Genomic DNA, 14,211 nt, shown 5'->3' with positions numbered 1-14,211 from the left:
GCCGCGGCCACTCCGCCTTCCGGACGTCGCTGGACGCCGCGTGGGGGGTTCCGGGCGTCGTCTGGACGCCGCGGACGTGGCCGCATTCCGGCTCCGTGCCTCATGGCTGCACGGACTCGGCTCTCGACGGCGGCTCCACTGCGGTGACCCCGTCCACGGGACGCGCGCCGGGCCCTGGCATGGACCCGCGCCGCCGGGAGGACGGTCCTCAGGCCTGAGAGGGGAAAGGCCTGAGGCGGTACCGCAACCGCTCGTCGGTTTGCGTGTTCTGTTATCTGGGCGGCGCCTGTGCCGCATGAACCGGGCAGGAACGTAGCCAGATTCCGGCCGCCGTGGCAAATGCCTGGACGATTCACACATTGGAACAGATCTTGACGGAGCGTGGCGATCAGCGCCCTGCCAGGGGTTACCGCGCCCGAATTTCGCCCATTGTGAGGTGGGTCACATCTGCTGGCGAAACGGATTTCGAGTTGCCGCGACGAACGCTTCGTGAAGTGTCCGGTGCGTCGCGTGACGAGCCATTCTTGAAAAATGCGTGCGCAGATCACGGGGTTGGCGGGGGCGCGGAGGGCTCTCGATCATCCGCTCGGGGAGGGTGTGCGGGGGCCGGATCAAGGAAATGTGACCCGCCGGTGAGAGGTGAATGGCGGCCTTGCCGAGTGAGTTGTCCTTTATGTGAGCGTGATATGTGCCACAGGGTGGGCGGGGGATCGTCCACATCCGGACGGCTGCCCCGTGCAACGCCGATCACGGACGCGTCACGCCCGCGTGAAGGCTCTTCGAGCGTGCCGTAGGACTCTTCGGGCGTGCCGGGCACGGCTCTTCGAGCGTGCCGTATCCCATCCCGTCCGGTGCGTCCAAGATCACTGGTTGATGTCCGGGATGCCAGCACACTCCCGCTTCCAGGGTATGGAACGAAAATCATTTCCATGCGACGCTGAACCCTGTCCCACACACGGTGAGAGGGGAGTCCGATCATGTCCCTGACTGTCGACGACCGGCTGCTGGAGAAGGCGCGGCAGGGCGAGGTGGACGACGCGTCGTTCGTGGCGTGCGTCCGCGACTCGCTGCCGTACGCGTGGCAGGTCATCAGCGACGTCATCACCCGGATGCGCGACGGCGGCACCGGGTTCGCCGACAACCAGACCCCGCCGCCGGACGAGCAGGCCCGCGGCCAGCTGCTGCGCGTGCTCGCCAGTGACTCGATGCGCGGGGCGCTCGAACGCCACTTCGGCGTCCGGCTGGCCTTCCAGAACTGTCACCGCGTCGCGGCGTTCGACCTCGCCGTCGACGGCGTCGCCGAGCGGCACGAGCGGTTCGTCTCGCCGCGCGCCCAGCTCCTCAACCAGTCTCCGGAGCTGGTCGACTGCTGACCTCCGCGAGGTGAGAGACGCCTGTGGCGGGTCGTCGTCGTGCGGCGTCCCACGACTGCGACCCGTCACAGGCCGGGGACCGCGTGGCACCGGTGGGTAGGTGCGGGGCGAGGCGCACGCGTCTCGGTACCATCACCCCGAACCACATTCGGTCCCTCACGTAAGGTGCTGTCCATGGACCTGAACGGAGTTTCCGCCGTCGTATCCGGTGGCGCGAGCGGCCTCGGCGAGGCCGCCGTCCGCGCGCTGGCCGCCGAGGGCGCCACGGTGGTCGTCGCCGACCTGAACGAGGACAAGGGCAAGGCCGTCGCGGACGAGGTCGGCGGCGCCTTCGTCAAGACCGACGTGTCGGACGAGGCGCAGGTGGCCGCCGCCGTCCAGGCCGCCGTCGACACCGGCGCGCCGCTGCGCGTCATCGTCAACAGCGCGGGCGTCGCCTGGGCGTCCCGCACCGTCAACCGCGACGGCAGCCCGCACGACCTCGGCGCCTACGAGACCGTGATCCGGGTCAACCTCATCGGCACCTTCAACCTGATGCGCATCGGCGCGGCCGCGATCGCCAAGACCGAGCCCGTCGACGCGGACGGCCAGCGCGGCGTGGTCGTCAACACCGCGTCCGTCGCCGGCATCGAGGGGCAGGTCGGGCAGGTCGCCTACTCCGCGTCCAAGGGCGGGATCATCGGCATGACGCTGCCCGCCGCCCGCGACCTCGCCGCGATCGGCGTCCGGGTCAACACGATCTGCCCGGGGATCATCGACACCCCCATCTACGGCGAGGGCGAGGCCGCCGAGGAGTTCAAGGCCAAGCTGTACGCGCCCGTCCCGTTCCCGAAGCGGATGGGCCGCGCGTCGGAGTTCGCGCACCTGGTCAAGGCGCTCATCGAGAACGACTACATGAACGGCGAGACGATCCGCTTCGACGGCGGCATCCGCTTCCAGCCGAAGTGAGGCACCCGCGATGACCGAAGTTCTCACCGAGGAGGACGGCGCCGTCCTCACGATCACGATCAACCGTCCCGCCGCGCGCAACGCCGTCAACGGCGCGGTGGCGCAGGGCATCGCGGCCGCGCTGGACGAGCTGGACTCCCGCAAGGACCTGTCGGTCGGCGTCATCACCGGCGCGGGCGGCACCTTCTGCGCGGGCATGGACCTCAAGGGCTTCCTGACCGGCGACAACCCCGTCGTGGACGGGCGCGGGTTCGCCGGCATCGTGGAGCGCCCGCCCGCCAAGCCGCTGATCGCCGCCGTCGAGGGCTACGCGCTCGCCGGGGGCTGCGAGGTCGCGCTGTCCTGCGACATGGTCGTCGCCTCGCGGGACGCGCTGTTCGGGCTGCCCGAGCCGACGCGCGGCCTGGTCGCGGCGGGCGGCGCGCTGCTGCGGCTGCCGCGCCGCATCCCGTTCCACATCGCCATGGAGATCGCGCTGACCGGCGACAAGTACCCGGCGGAGCGGATGGCCGAGCTGGGCTTTGTGAACCGGCTCGCCGAGCCGGGCGGCGCCCTCGACACCGCCAAGGAGCTGGCGCTCCGGGTCGCCGAGAACGCCCCGCTCGCGCTCGCCGCCACCAAGCGGGTCATCGTCGAGTCCGCCGACTGGACGGCGGAGGAGGCGTGGGCGAAGCAGGGCGAGGTCGTGCTGCCCGTCTACGCGTCCAAGGACGCCCAGGAGGGGCCGGCCGCGTTCGCCGAGAAGCGCAAGCCGGTCTGGAAGGGCGAATAACCCTCCGCGACACGCGCTGGACGCCCGGGGCCGACCAGCCCTGGGCGTCCATGTGCCGCCGCCGCGCCTACCAGGCGGCGTCCTCGTAGTTGGAGTACCGCGTCACCCAGGAGAAGACACCGCCGTCCACGCGGCCGAGCCGGCCGTCGATGACATGGAGGAAGTGGCCTCCGGACGTGTCGGGCCTGAACGAGAAGGAGTCGGTGGGCAGGACGACCTTCCAGCCCGTCGGCTTGCCCGTCCGCGCGTCCAGGCGGGTCATCGTGTACTCGGTGGCGTCGTCGCCGCCCCGCTTCTCACCCTGGACCGCCGCCGTGACCGTCCGCCCGTCCGGGTCGTAGGTGAAGGCGTTCACCAGCGCGTTCGAAGGGAGCGTGGCCTTGCCGATCAGCCGCGCGGACGCCAGGTCGGACGAGGCGCCGCCGGTGTCGAGCGCGCGCAGGCCGGGCTCGCCGTCCTTCTCCGGCCAGATGAACCCGAGCGTGCGGTTGTCCGGGGACCAGGTCGCGCTCGTGATGGGGCGCTCGCCGGGGGCGGTCCACGTCCGGTGGGCACCGGTCCGGACGTCGACGACGACGGCCTCGGCGCGGTCGCCGGGGTTGCCGACGACGGCGAGCTTCGAGCCGTCGCCGCTCACCGTGAACTGGTTGGGCCCGCCGGCCATCGTGGAGCTCCGCACCGTCCCGCCGGGCACCGGCTTCGGGACGGACGGATCGTCCAGCGTGACCCGGAAGAAGGCGTAGGTGTCGGTGCTCGTCTCCGCGGCCAGGAAGAACACGCGCCCGTCGCTCGACACGGGGTCCGGCTTCCCGGCCGGGCCCGGGGTGGCCGAGAAGGTCATGGTGCTGGACGGAGGGTACGCGCCGGCGGAGGGGGCCGAGGACGCGGCGGGAATGCTGCTCAACGCCTCGTCCGTCACGTAGGCGGAAGGGGAGGGGGCGGGCGACGCGGGCACGGCGGCGGCCACGGCGGCGTAGCGGCCGGGGATGCGCGCGATGACGCGTCCGGCGCCGTCCTCGACCACGGCCCTCCCGTTGTGGATCGCGATGAGGCGTTCCTGCCCGCCCGCGAGCGCCGGGGACGACGGCGAGGAGGTGTGGAAGATCTGCCCGCCGGCGACGGCGCCGCCGACCAGCGTCACCGCCAGCGCCCCCGCCACCAGTGACGGGACCAGCCAGCCGCGGCCGCGCGTGGGCAGGACCAGCGGCTTCAGCGAGTCGGGGTCGATGGTGTCGGCGGCGGAGTCGAAGGCCTCCCGCAGGCGCCGTTCGGTCCCGGTCATGATTCCTCCCCCAGGTCACGCGCGAGCGCGGCGAGCGCCCGCGAGGTCGCGGACCGGACCGTGCTCCGGCTGATCCCCATCACCTCGGCGATCTCGGGCTCGTCCAGGTCCAGGTAGTAGCGCAGCACCAGCGCCTCCCGCTGGCGCTCGGGCAGCCGGCGCAGGGCGTGGAAGACGGCCGCCCGGTCCTCGCCGATCAGCGCCGCCGACTCCGCCGACCAGACCGGCGGCTCGTAGGTCCGCCACAGCCGCGGCGCGAGCCGGCGGCGGCGCAGCACCGACCGGCACCGGTTCACCACGGCGGCGCGGACGTAGGGCAGCATCCGGTCGTGGTCGGTGATCCGGTCGATCCGGCGGTGCATCTCGACGAAGGCGTCCTGCACGACGTCCTCGGCCGTGGGCCGGTCACCGACGATCATCAGGGCGGTCCGGGTGAGGCTGAGCTGGTGCTCGCGGAACAGCGTCACCAGCGCCAGCTTGGCCTCCGCGAGACGGGTCTCGGCCCGTGCCGTCTCCTCCGCCGCCGCTCGCGCCGCGTCGGGCGCCTTCTCGCGCTGCCAGGTGCCGGCGGTGTCCTCGACGGCGTCCTCCGTGGTGTGCGTCGTTCTTTCCCTCATGGCGTCCTTGCCGGGATCGTCCGCGCTGGGAGGGCGCGTCGCTTTTGCCGCTACGGTTCTCACGCCTCTTACACGCACGGCACCGGGATTTGCTGCTTCCAGGATCGCCCCGGGAAAGGCACCAGGGCGGGTGGAGGGATGTCCCAAAGGCCCTGACTCGGCGGCGCCCGCGGTGCCCCGCGCGAACTGTCATGGGACGGAATCAAGGTCGTATACGGTCGGCTCCGGCGCGGTGACCTGCGGCGACGGGCGGCGCCGTCCGAACCGGCGGTCCTCGGGCCGGTCAGGGGCGTTGTGAGTGTCCCGGCTCGTGGTTATTGTCGGCGCGGCGCCGGATTCCTCCTGAAGGGAACGAGCCATGGACGTTCGGGCCGTGCAGTCGGCTGTCCGGAAGGGAACACCACCGTCCCTGGTGGGTCGATCCGCACTGCTGACGTCCGTGGAGGCGCGCCTCGCCGCGAACGGCAGCGCCGTGCTGACGGGGCCGAGCGGCATCGGGAAGACCGCGCTGCTCGAAGCCGTCGGAGCGGCGGCCGCCGCCCGGGGCGAACTCGTCCTGCGCGTCGCGGGGACCGAGACCGAACGCTGGGTGCCCTGTTCGGGCCTCGCCGAACTGCTCGACCAGCTTCCCGGCACGCTCACCGCGCAGCTTCCACGCGAGCGGCTGACCGGGCTGCCCGAGCCGCACTCCGCCGCGTCCGGCGAGGCCGCCGTCGAAGGCGACGAGGAGGCCGCCGGTGACGAGCCCGAGGAGACCGGCCCGGTCGGACGCTCCTCCACCGACCGTTCTCCCATGGACCACCTCGCGTGCAGGCTGACGTTCCGCGGGCTGCTCGCGCGGTGCGTCGAGGAACGTCCGGTGCTGCTGCTCGTCGACGACGCGCAGTGGCTCGACACCGAGTCCGTCAACGCGATCCGCTACACGGTGCGGCGGCTCGGCGCCCGGGGCGTGCGCGCCGTCGTCGCGGGACGCTGGCCGGACGGCTTCGCCGCCGGTGAGGCCGCCGGGGCCACCTGGAGCCCCGCGCCCGACGCGCTCCACCTGCCCGTCCCACCGCTGGAGCCCGACGAGCTGGCCGAGCTGTTCGACAGCTACGGGCTGCCCGTCCGCGTGGTGAACACGCTGCACTCCGACTCCGGCGGCAACCCGTTCCTCGCGCTCGCGCTCGGCGGCGCGTTCACCGACCGGATTCCCCGGCACTGGCGCCCCGCGCCGCTGCCGCAGCGCGTCCAGGCCGTGATCGTCGAACGGCTGGCGCGGCTGTCGGCGGCGGCGCGCGAGACGCTGCTGATGGCGGCGCTGGCGATCCGTCCGACCACCGACCTGCTGCGCCGCGCCGGACGCGCCGACGCCGCGCGCGAGATCCGGCAGGCGGCGGTGCTCGGGCTGCTGATCACCGAGGGCGGCGGGATCCGGTTCACGCCGCCCGCCGTCGGCACCGTCCTCGCCGAGTCCGCCGAGGCCGCGCACCTCGCGCGGGTGCACCGCGCGCTCGCTGCCGTCGTGCCGGACGCGGCGGGCCGCGCCCGGCACCGCGCCCTCGCCGACCCGGGCCCGAACGCCGAGCTGGCGCACTCGCTGGTCACGGCCGCCGAGCAGGCCGTCCGGCAGGGCTCGCACCGGATGGCCGCCGAGCTGTACCGGCTCGCCGCCGACCGCTCGCCCGCCGAGCCCGCCGCCGAGCGGCTGGAATGGCTGGTCGCGGCGGCCGAGACGGGCGCGAACGGCGGGTTGCCCGACCTCGTGCACCGCTCGGCCGAGGCCGTCCTCGCCGCCGACGCGACCCGCGCGCAGCGGGTGCGGGTCAGGCTCGCGATCCTGGACCTGTCCGGGCAGGGGCTCGCCGAGATGGGCGAGGTGTTCGCCGCCGCCCTCGTGGACGCGGAGGGCGACCCCTCCCTGCTCGGCCCGCTGCGGCTGCGGATGGCGCTCGGCGCCCTGCTGAACGGCGCGTCCGAACGCGCCGAACACGAGGCGAACGGCGCGCTCGCGCACGCGCGGGAGACCGGCGACACCGCGTTGGAAGCGAAGGTGCTGGCCGTCCGGGCGAACATCTCCCTGATCGAGGGACGCGGCGACTACGCCAGCGACCTCAGGCGCGCCCGGCGGCTTCCGGAACTTCCCCTCGACGGCCAGATGCACACCACGCCCCGCTACATCGCGGCGTACTGCGCCGTCGTCGAGGACCGCCTGTCAGAGGCCCGCGACGAACTCCTGCGAATGCTGGCCCTGGTCGAGCGCGGATCGGGCGAGGAGGTCGTGCACGTACTGCGCAACCTGTCCGAGGTCGCCGTCCGGACGGGACGCTGCCGCGAGGCCCTCGACTTCGCCGACCGCGCCATGCGCATCACCGAGGAGGCGGCGCTCAGCCCCGGCCCGGCCTGGTACCACGGGGCGCTCGCCGAACTCGCGGGCGGCAGCATCCGCCGCGCGATCGCGCTGGCCGAACGCGGGCTGCGGGCGTCCGAGCAGGAGAACGACGTCATCTTCCAGAGCCGCCTGCTGCACGTGCTCGGCCTCGCCCAGATGCGCGGCGGCGACATCCGCGCGGGCGTCGACACGCTGTGGCGCATCGACGCGCTCGGCGAGGGACGCGGCGTCCCGTCCCCGCTGGTGCTGCGCTGGCACGGCGACCTCGCCCAAGGGCTCGCGCAGCTCGGCGACGTCGAGCTGGCCGAGGGCGTCATCAGCGCGACCCGCGCCGCCGTCGGCGACCGCGCCCGCGGCATCGGCGTCACCGGGCGGCTCGACCGCGCCGAGGCCGCCGTCCTCGCCGCCCGCGGCGAGCACGACGCGGCGGTCGCGCACCTGCTGAAGGCCGCCGCGCTGTTCGAACGGCTCGGCCAGCCCCTCGAAGTCGGGCACTGCCTGCTCGAACAGGCCCGCATCGAACGCCGAAGACGGCGTGCCGGGCCCGCGCGCCACGCCGCGTCCGACGCGCTGGAGATCTTCCTGCGCTGCGGCGCGCGCCCCTGGGCCGAGCAGGCGCGGCACCGGCTCGTCCGCCTGGACATGGGCCTGCGGGACGGAGCGGACCCGCTCGGCGCGACGGCCCGCGCGTCCCTGACCGAGGGCGAGCAGCGGATCGCGCTGCTGGTCGGCCAGGGCGCCACCAACCAGCAGGTCGCGAACCGGCTGTTCCTCAGCGTGAAGACCGTCGAGGCGTCGCTCACCCGCATCTACCGCAAGCTCGGCATCCGCTCCCGCGCGCAGCTGGGCTCCTTCCTGAGCGGCGGCCTGGACGGCCCCGGCGCCTCCCTCCCCGGCTGACCCACCCCTCCCGCCCCCACGCCGGACCACCCCTTCCCCTCGCCAACCGGCCTCGCCGACCAGTTGCGCCGACAGGTCTCGTCAACCGGCTGCGCGGAGCGGCGCGGGTGAACGTCTCGCCGAGCGGCCCCGCCGACCGATTCGGATGATCGTCTCGATACGCTGGCGAGCGCGCCGCGTGACCGCCCGTGCGCTCGCGGCGGCGCCGAGGGGTTGCTTGGCGGCCGTCCGAAGCCGGGACTGTCCCCGGTTCGGCGCCGACCGCCCGTACCCCTTCCGGCTAGGGCGTTTCCATCCGATAGGAAACCTTCCTATCGGTTAGGACCCCTCGTTAGACCCTCACCCGCGTAGGGATTTCCCTTGCGCTGGAACCGATGTCCCTACGGATGCGTCCAGCGTCCAACTTTCCGGTGACATGCACCCAAATGCGTGGGATTGTTCCCCCGTCAACCACCCCTACGACTCCGGAGTTCCCGGGTACCCACCAGCGCCCTGGAACGCTCCCCCCTCGGCCGTCCTTCCCGGAGACGGTCGTCAGACAAGGAGTTCCGCGTGACATCCATTAACCCCCGACGCGCTCGCCGGCGCGTCAGCACGAGCAGTGCGCTGGTCGCCGTCGCCGCCATGGCGGCGCTCGGCATGCAGGCGGCACCCGCCTCCGCCACCCCCGCCAAGCCCCCCGCCGGCTCCGGCCAGCTGCCCGCCAAGGTGAGCCCCCAGGAGTACAAGGCGCTCATCGGCAAGGCGCAGGCCCAGCAGGGCGCGACCGCGTCCGAGCTGAACCTGGGCGACAAGGTCGCGCTCCAGACCAAGACCGTCGTCAAGGACCAGGACGGCACCACCCACACCCACTACACGCGCACCTACGACGGCCTGCCCGTCATCGGCGGCGACCTCATCGTGCACCGCGCCGCGTCCGGCAAGCTGGAGCGCGTCTCGCGGGCCGACACCCACCAGCTGAAGCTGAACACCGCCCCGTCGGCGCTGGCCTCCACCAGGCCCGCCACGCCGAAGGCCGAGGGCAGCGTCGCGCCGCGCAAGGTCGTGTGGATGGGACGCGACGGCGAGGCCGTCCTGGCCTGGGAGACCGTCACCGGCGGGACGCAGCAGGACGGCACGCCGAACCGCCTGCACGTCATCACCGACGCCACCACCGGCAAGAAGATCGTCCAGTGGCAGGGCGTGCAGACCGGCACCGGCCGCAGCCAGTACTCCGGCACGGTGCAGCTCGGCACGAGCGGCTCCGGGGGCAGCTACTCCCTGCGCGACACCGGTCGCGGCAACCACGACACGACCAACCTGAACGGCGGCACCTCCGGCCGGGGCACGCTGTTCACCGACGCCGACGACCAGTGGGGCGACGGCACGCCGAGCAACGCCCAGACCGCCGCCGTGGACGCCGCCTACGGCGCGGGCGAGACCTGGGACTTCTACAAGACCGTCTTCGGCCGCGCGGGCATCCGCGGCGACGGCGTCGGCGCGTACTCCCGCGTCCACTACGGCAGAAGTTACGTCAACGCCTTCTGGGAGGACAGCTGCTTCTGCATGACCTACGGCGACGGCCAGGGCAACAGCAAGCCGCTGACCGAGCTGGACGTCGCGGGCCACGAGATGACCCACGGCGTGACCGCCAACACGGCGGGCCTCATCTACGAGGGCGAGTCCGGCGGGCTGAACGAGGCCACGTCCGACATCATGGCCACGGCCATCGAGTTCTGGGCGAACAACTCCAGCGACGTCGGCGACTACCTCATCGGCGAGAAGATCAACATCTCCGGCAACGGGGCGCCGCTGCGGTACATGGACCGTCCGAGCAAGGACGGCTCGTCGCTGGACAACTGGGGGCCGAACGCGGGCGGCGTGGACGTCCACTACTCCTCCGGCATCGCCAACCACTTCTACTACCTGCTCTCCGAGGGCAGCGGGTCGAAGGTCATCAACGGCGTCAGCTACAACTCCCCGACCGCCGACAACAAGCCGGTCACCGGCATCGGCCGCGAGAAGGCCACGGCCATCTGGTACAAGGCCCTCACCGAGGAGTTCCGCGCGAACACCGACTACAAGGACGCGCGGCGCGGCACGCTCGCGGCGGCCTCCAAGCTGTACGGCGCGGACAGCCCCGAGTACAAGGCGACCGCCGACGCGTGGGCCGGCGTCAAGGTCGGTGAGCGCTCCGGCCCCGGCGACCCCGGCCCCGGCCCCGGCAACCCGGGCGACACCTCCTGGGCCGCCGGCACCGCCTACAAGGCCGGTGACGTCGTCACCTTCGAGGGCGTGAAGTACCGCTGCCTCCAGCCCCACACCGCCCAGCCGGGCTGGACCCCCGCCGCCGTCCCGGCCCTCTGGGAGCAGGTCGCCTGACCGCGGTAGAGCAGCACTGACCCCAGCCACCCTCCCCGACGCCGCGGTGCTCTGCTCTCCCCAGAGCACCGCGGCGCCACCCCTGCGCGGAGGCCGGCCCCGAGCGCGCAAGCGCCGCCCGCTCGACCCCCGGGGCCGGCTCCGTCTGCAACGGTGAGGTCGGGTGCGCGGAACCTGGGGTCCACCCGCGGCGGTGCCTCCGACGGTGATGGTGACGTCAGGACGCGTCGGGCTCCTGCTCCGGGATCAAGCGGTGGATGAAATGGGCGACGAGTTCGTCGATGTCGGTTACAGGCAAGGCGCCTGGGATGAGCACCATGTGGGTGACCAGCGAGTGCAGGGCCATGTAGAGCATGGTGAGGTCGTTGGTGCCGTTCGGGCCCTGTCGGGCGGCCAGGTCGGTGAAGTCCTCGCTGAGCCCGGTGCGGGTCATCTCGACCATGATCGGTTGCAGGTCGGGGCTGCGGGACGCCTCCAGGGCCAGTTCGATCGAGGCCGTCTGGAGCGTGGAGTCGGCGATGGCCTGGCGGACGCTTCGCTGGAACAACGTGGTGAGGGCCTCGCGGTCGAGCGGGTCGGCCACTGTGGGCCGGTTCCGGCCCTCCCGCTGTTTGTAGCGTTTCAGCACCCGGTAGGCGAGCTGTTTGAGCAGCTCTTCGCGGTTGCGGAAATAGTGCAGGGACGTGCCGGTGGGGACCCCGGCCTGGGTGTCCAGCGCGCGGTAGGTGACCCCGCGGGCGCCGCGCTGGGCGAGTAGCTCGATCGCCGCGTCCAGCAGGGCCTCCCGACGCTCGGGGTTCGTCCGCACCATCGCTCCCTCTCCTGTTCTGCGCGTTCTCGATCAAGAAGATCACTTCCCGCCCGCCCAGACGCGCTATGACCCAGGCGGTGAGAATCCCATGACCACCCGGTGAGAAGCGCCCCGTACCTCCGGTTCTTGTAGCCCTGTGTGACGGGGACTAACTTCGGCTAGACGGACCTCACCGGCACCCGGCGTCTGGACGCGAACGCCGCGAGGGCGCCGCCGCGCACCTATGAGTGTCACACCGGACGCGCTCGGACAGTGATGTTTCCAGTTCTGCGCCAATGCCGACCACGGCCCTGATCGAGGCGAACGCACAAAGGCCTCGCCCCCGGAGGCCCGTACCTACGCGTCGAGGCCCCGTCCAAGCGACAAGAGCCCGGACCTCACCAACCGAACTCTTCTCGCAGCAGCCGAAGCCCGGCACGAAGATATGCGGTGCCCCCCAACGTCTTCGGCAAGCGAAGCGGCCGAACACCTTTCATAATAGCTACTCCTTGAATCCATATGACTACTAGAAGTTACATCAGGAGATGGAGAGCGGCATCCGACGGAACAGTGAGGGCTACCTTCCGCACCCCCGGCCCACACGCGACACCACGGACCGGGGAGATATGGCGCGAAGGGAAGTGAGGACTGGTGCCGTTGTCACGAACAAGCCCCGGCGGGTGGGCCGGGGCTTGTTGGGTGTGAGAGTCAGAGGCTGAGATCGCCACGCTTCGCTTGGCTGAGGAGGCTGGCGAAGGCTTGGGGGGAGAGAACCAGGTGACCTTCGTCGGGGTTCTCGCTGTCGCGCACGCCCACTTGAGGGTGCAGGCTCGCGACCTCGACGCAGACACTCTGGTCACCGGTGCCGCTGTGGCTGGACTTGCGCCAGACAGGAGCGGTCATGGTGTGAGGTCGCCGCGCTTGGCTTGGGTGAGGAGGGTGGCGAAGGCTTGGGGGGCGAGGGTGAGGTGGCCCTGGTTGGGGTTCTTGCTGTCGCGGATGCCGACGCCTTGCGGTAGTTCTACGACCTCGACGCAGTTGCCCTCCTGGGTGCCGCTGTGGCTGGACTTGCGCCAGACAAGGTTAGCCATGGTATTCCTCCAACACGTGCTTGATCAGCTCCCGCGAGGGTTCCTCTGGTAGTGCCTTGGCGCTGATGCGGTCGTACCTTACGGCGAAGGCCCTCAGTTCGGCGGGTGTCGAGACCAAGCGTCCCCCCTCAGGTGATTCGGTGTAAACCACATCGCCGAACTCGCCGGTCATGCGGGTGAAGCTGCCATCCAGGCCGGGGTAGGCGCCGGTCGCCCACGTCCTTGGGACCACTCGGACGACGAAGTTCGGTTGTGTCGACGCTTCCAGGACCCGCTCGATCTGCTCCCGCATGATGGCGGGACTCCCCACCGGCCACTCAAGGGCGTTCTGGGACATCACAATCGAGAGATGGGGCGCGGGGTCCCTGGTCAGGACCATCTGGCGTTCTATGCGAGCGCGAAGTAGGGCGTCGGCCCTCGTCGCGTCTCCCGCGATCAGGAGAGATCGGGCGTACTCCTCCGTCTGGAGCAGTCCGGGGATCACCTGTGCCTCGAAGGTACTGATAATTTCGGCAACGCGCTCTAGGTGTAGATATTGGGCGAACCATTGCGGGTCGTGGCCGATGGATGCGTACCAGACGAGAAGTCCGAAAACGCCTCCTGTTCCCCAGGCCTTGTCGATCTTTGTGGCTTCGTCCCCGCTGAGGCGCCGCTGGTTGTGTTCCAGCCGTGAAAGTGTTGCCTCGCTGATCTTTAGGATCTCGGTGATCCTGGGCCCGTGACCTTGCATCATCCTGCGCCATACGCGCAGGTAGTAGGCGATGAAGTCCCACATGCTGTTGCGGGGGTCGGGTGACGGTTTGATCGCCATGGGGGGCGGCCTCTCTGTCATCTACTTTCAGATCTTCACTGTAGGCATGCGGTCACGCTCCATGCGGCTCATTCTGTGGATTGGTTCACCGAGATTCGAGAGGAGCGTGGTGGACGTGAGTGTCATTCAGCAGAAATCGGGTGTTTCGTGGCGAATGCTGGCTTCGCCGGTGGCCGCGGGTCGGGCGCGGGTGCTGGTGGCCGGGGTAATGCGGGAATGGGGTCTGCCATTCCTGGTGGCGGACGCGGCGCTCGTCGTGGGGGAGCTCGCGGCGAACGCGGTCGGGGCCTCCGGGCTGCGGGACGTGATCAAAGTGCATGCCGGGATCGGGGCCGGGGAGGTGCGCCTCTCGGTGTGGGACGGGTGCGACGCGTGGCCCGTGGCGCGGCGCGTCGAGGTCTCGTTGGAGACGCTGGATCTGCGCGAGGAGAACTTCGACGACAACGGCGGGTGGGGGCTCTCCATTGTGGAGAGCCTCACCCGGCGGTACTGGGTGGAGAGCACCTGGCCGCGGGGCAAGTGGGTATGCGCGGCGCTGAATGGCGCGCTGGAGTGAATTGGTTCGTGCCGCGGTGGAGGCGCATGGTCGCCGTGCGCTTCCTGGACGGGCTCGTCGTCGCGCTCGGGGCAAGGGGGTGGCATTTCGTCCGGCTCTACCGGATGAAGGGGTTCGCCGTGCCGTTGCTCTGGGTCTACCCGTGTCGGGTCGAGAACCTGGGGGTCGTGGTGAGTGCGCGGGCCGTTCCCGGAGAGGGGTGGGTCTATTACGAGGCGCGGCGGGGCGAGCGGGAATACCTGTGTCCGTGCGGGGACGCCGGGGAGGGGGCCGAGTTGGTGGGGCGGCTGCTCAGGGATCGGATTCTCGCGGTGGTGACGGCTGAGGGATGATCGGGGA

Annotated in this window: 13 protein-coding genes; 7 read left to right on the top strand and 6 right to left on the bottom strand. The window is 71.2% G+C overall.

Annotation, left to right across the window (positions count from 1 at the left end; translation table 11 throughout):
* Positions 1 to 977: 977 nt before the first annotated feature.
* From K2F47_RS30045 to K2F47_RS30035, 3 genes are all read left to right on the top strand, one after another.
* On the top strand, positions 978 to 1,373 hold the full coding sequence (locus K2F47_RS30045) for an SCO5389 family protein (RefSeq protein ID WP_242909154.1): 396 nt from the start codon (positions 978 to 980) through the stop codon (positions 1,371 to 1,373).
* Between the two features lie 174 nt (positions 1,374 to 1,547).
* On the top strand, positions 1,548 to 2,321 hold the full coding sequence (locus K2F47_RS30040) for an SDR family NAD(P)-dependent oxidoreductase (protein ID WP_242909153.1): 774 nt from the start codon (positions 1,548 to 1,550) through the stop codon (positions 2,319 to 2,321).
* A 10-nt stretch (positions 2,322 to 2,331) separates the two neighbouring features.
* Complete coding sequence (locus K2F47_RS30035) at positions 2,332 to 3,093, top strand: crotonase/enoyl-CoA hydratase family protein (RefSeq protein WP_242909152.1); 762 nt, start codon at positions 2,332 to 2,334, stop codon at positions 3,091 to 3,093.
* A 67-nt stretch (positions 3,094 to 3,160) separates the two neighbouring features.
* Here the strand turns inward: K2F47_RS30035 and K2F47_RS30030 are convergent, their stop codons facing one another.
* Positions 3,161 to 4,375 carry a TolB-like translocation protein gene (locus K2F47_RS30030; RefSeq protein WP_242909151.1) on the bottom strand — a complete coding sequence of 405 codons (1,215 nt, stop codon included), beginning with the start codon at positions 4,373 to 4,375 and terminating at the stop codon, positions 3,161 to 3,163.
* Positions 4,372 to 4,992, bottom strand: a complete 621-nt coding sequence (locus K2F47_RS30025) for a SigE family RNA polymerase sigma factor (RefSeq protein WP_308198484.1) — start codon at positions 4,990 to 4,992, stop codon at positions 4,372 to 4,374. Before K2F47_RS30025 ends, K2F47_RS30030 begins: the two co-directional genes overlap by 4 nt.
* A 412-nt stretch (positions 4,993 to 5,404) precedes the next feature.
* On the opposite strand from K2F47_RS30025, the gene K2F47_RS30020 reads away from it, so the two are divergent.
* Both K2F47_RS30020 and K2F47_RS30015 read left to right on the top strand, forming a co-directional pair.
* Positions 5,405 to 8,263, top strand: a complete 2,859-nt coding sequence (locus tag K2F47_RS30020) for a helix-turn-helix transcriptional regulator (RefSeq protein WP_242909150.1) — start codon at positions 5,405 to 5,407, stop codon at positions 8,261 to 8,263.
* Positions 8,264 to 8,815: 552 nt separating this feature from the next.
* Positions 8,816 to 10,624, top strand: coding sequence for a M4 family metallopeptidase (locus K2F47_RS30015; protein WP_308198483.1), 1,809 nt, complete (start codon positions 8,816 to 8,818; stop codon positions 10,622 to 10,624).
* 217 nt (positions 10,625 to 10,841) lie between these two features.
* Here K2F47_RS30015 and K2F47_RS30010 read toward each other — a convergent pair whose 3' ends face one another.
* The 4 genes from K2F47_RS30010 to K2F47_RS29995 form a co-directional block, all read right to left on the bottom strand.
* On the bottom strand, positions 10,842 to 11,435 hold the full coding sequence (locus K2F47_RS30010; protein WP_242909149.1) for a TetR/AcrR family transcriptional regulator: 594 nt from the start codon (positions 11,433 to 11,435) through the stop codon (positions 10,842 to 10,844).
* A gap of 687 nt (positions 11,436 to 12,122) precedes the next feature.
* The gene (locus K2F47_RS30005) at positions 12,123 to 12,317 is read right to left on the bottom strand and encodes a DUF397 domain-containing protein (protein WP_242909147.1); all 195 of its coding nucleotides are present in this window, start codon (positions 12,315 to 12,317) and stop codon (positions 12,123 to 12,125) included.
* Positions 12,314 to 12,505: a DUF397 domain-containing protein gene (locus K2F47_RS30000; protein WP_242909146.1), complete on the bottom strand. Its 192-nt coding sequence runs from the start codon at positions 12,503 to 12,505 to the stop codon at positions 12,314 to 12,316. Before K2F47_RS30000 ends, K2F47_RS30005 begins: the two co-directional genes overlap by 4 nt.
* Entirely contained in the window at positions 12,498 to 13,316 is an 819-nt protein-coding gene (locus K2F47_RS29995) for a DUF5753 domain-containing protein (protein WP_242909144.1), read from the bottom strand. Before K2F47_RS29995 ends, K2F47_RS30000 begins: the two co-directional genes overlap by 8 nt.
* Positions 13,317 to 13,425: 109 nt before the next feature.
* Here K2F47_RS29995 and K2F47_RS29990 point away from each other — a divergent pair, with 109 nt between their 5' ends.
* Positions 13,426 to 13,872 (top strand): ATP-binding protein, encoded by a 447-nt coding sequence (locus K2F47_RS29990; protein ID WP_242909142.1) that lies wholly within the window; start codon positions 13,426 to 13,428, stop codon positions 13,870 to 13,872.
* A 26-nt stretch (positions 13,873 to 13,898) separates the two neighbouring features.
* Positions 13,899 to 14,204, top strand: a complete 306-nt coding sequence (locus K2F47_RS29985) for a hypothetical protein (protein WP_242909140.1) — start codon at positions 13,899 to 13,901, stop codon at positions 14,202 to 14,204.
* Positions 14,205 to 14,211 lie beyond the last annotated feature (7 nt).

Source organism: Actinomadura terrae (genome assembly GCF_022751215.1).
GTDB lineage: Bacteria > Actinomycetota > Actinomycetes > Streptosporangiales > Streptosporangiaceae > Spirillospora > Spirillospora terrae.
The sequence above is the reverse complement of the archived record's forward strand: the minus strand, read 5'-3'. Positions and strand labels throughout refer to the sequence as shown.

Bases quoted from the DNA above. Each gene is read 5' to 3' on its own strand.
- K2F47_RS30005 (WP_242909147.1), bottom strand. From the start codon at position 12,317: ATGACCGCTCCTGTCTGGCGCAAGTCCAGCCACAGCGGCACCGGTGAC.
- K2F47_RS30000 (WP_242909146.1), bottom strand. From the start codon at position 12,505: ATGGCTAACCTTGTCTGGCGCAAGTCCAGCCACAGCGGCACCCAGGAG.
- K2F47_RS30035 (WP_242909152.1), top strand. From the start codon at position 2,332: ATGACCGAAGTTCTCACCGAGGAGGACGGCGCCGTCCTCACGATCACG.
- K2F47_RS30045 (WP_242909154.1), top strand. From the start codon at position 978: ATGTCCCTGACTGTCGACGACCGGCTGCTGGAGAAGGCGCGGCAGGGC.
- K2F47_RS30025 (WP_308198484.1), bottom strand. From the start codon at position 4,992: ATGAGGGAAAGAACGACGCACACCACGGAGGACGCCGTCGAGGACACC.
- K2F47_RS30040 (WP_242909153.1), top strand. From the start codon at position 1,548: ATGGACCTGAACGGAGTTTCCGCCGTCGTATCCGGTGGCGCGAGCGGC.
- K2F47_RS30030 (WP_242909151.1), bottom strand. From the start codon at position 4,375: ATGACCGGGACCGAACGGCGCCTGCGGGAGGCCTTCGACTCCGCCGCC.
- K2F47_RS29995 (WP_242909144.1), bottom strand. From the start codon at position 13,316: ATGGCGATCAAACCGTCACCCGACCCCCGCAACAGCATGTGGGACTTC.
- K2F47_RS30010 (WP_242909149.1), bottom strand. From the start codon at position 11,435: ATGGTGCGGACGAACCCCGAGCGTCGGGAGGCCCTGCTGGACGCGGCG.
- K2F47_RS29985 (WP_242909140.1), top strand. From the start codon at position 13,899: ATGGTCGCCGTGCGCTTCCTGGACGGGCTCGTCGTCGCGCTCGGGGCA.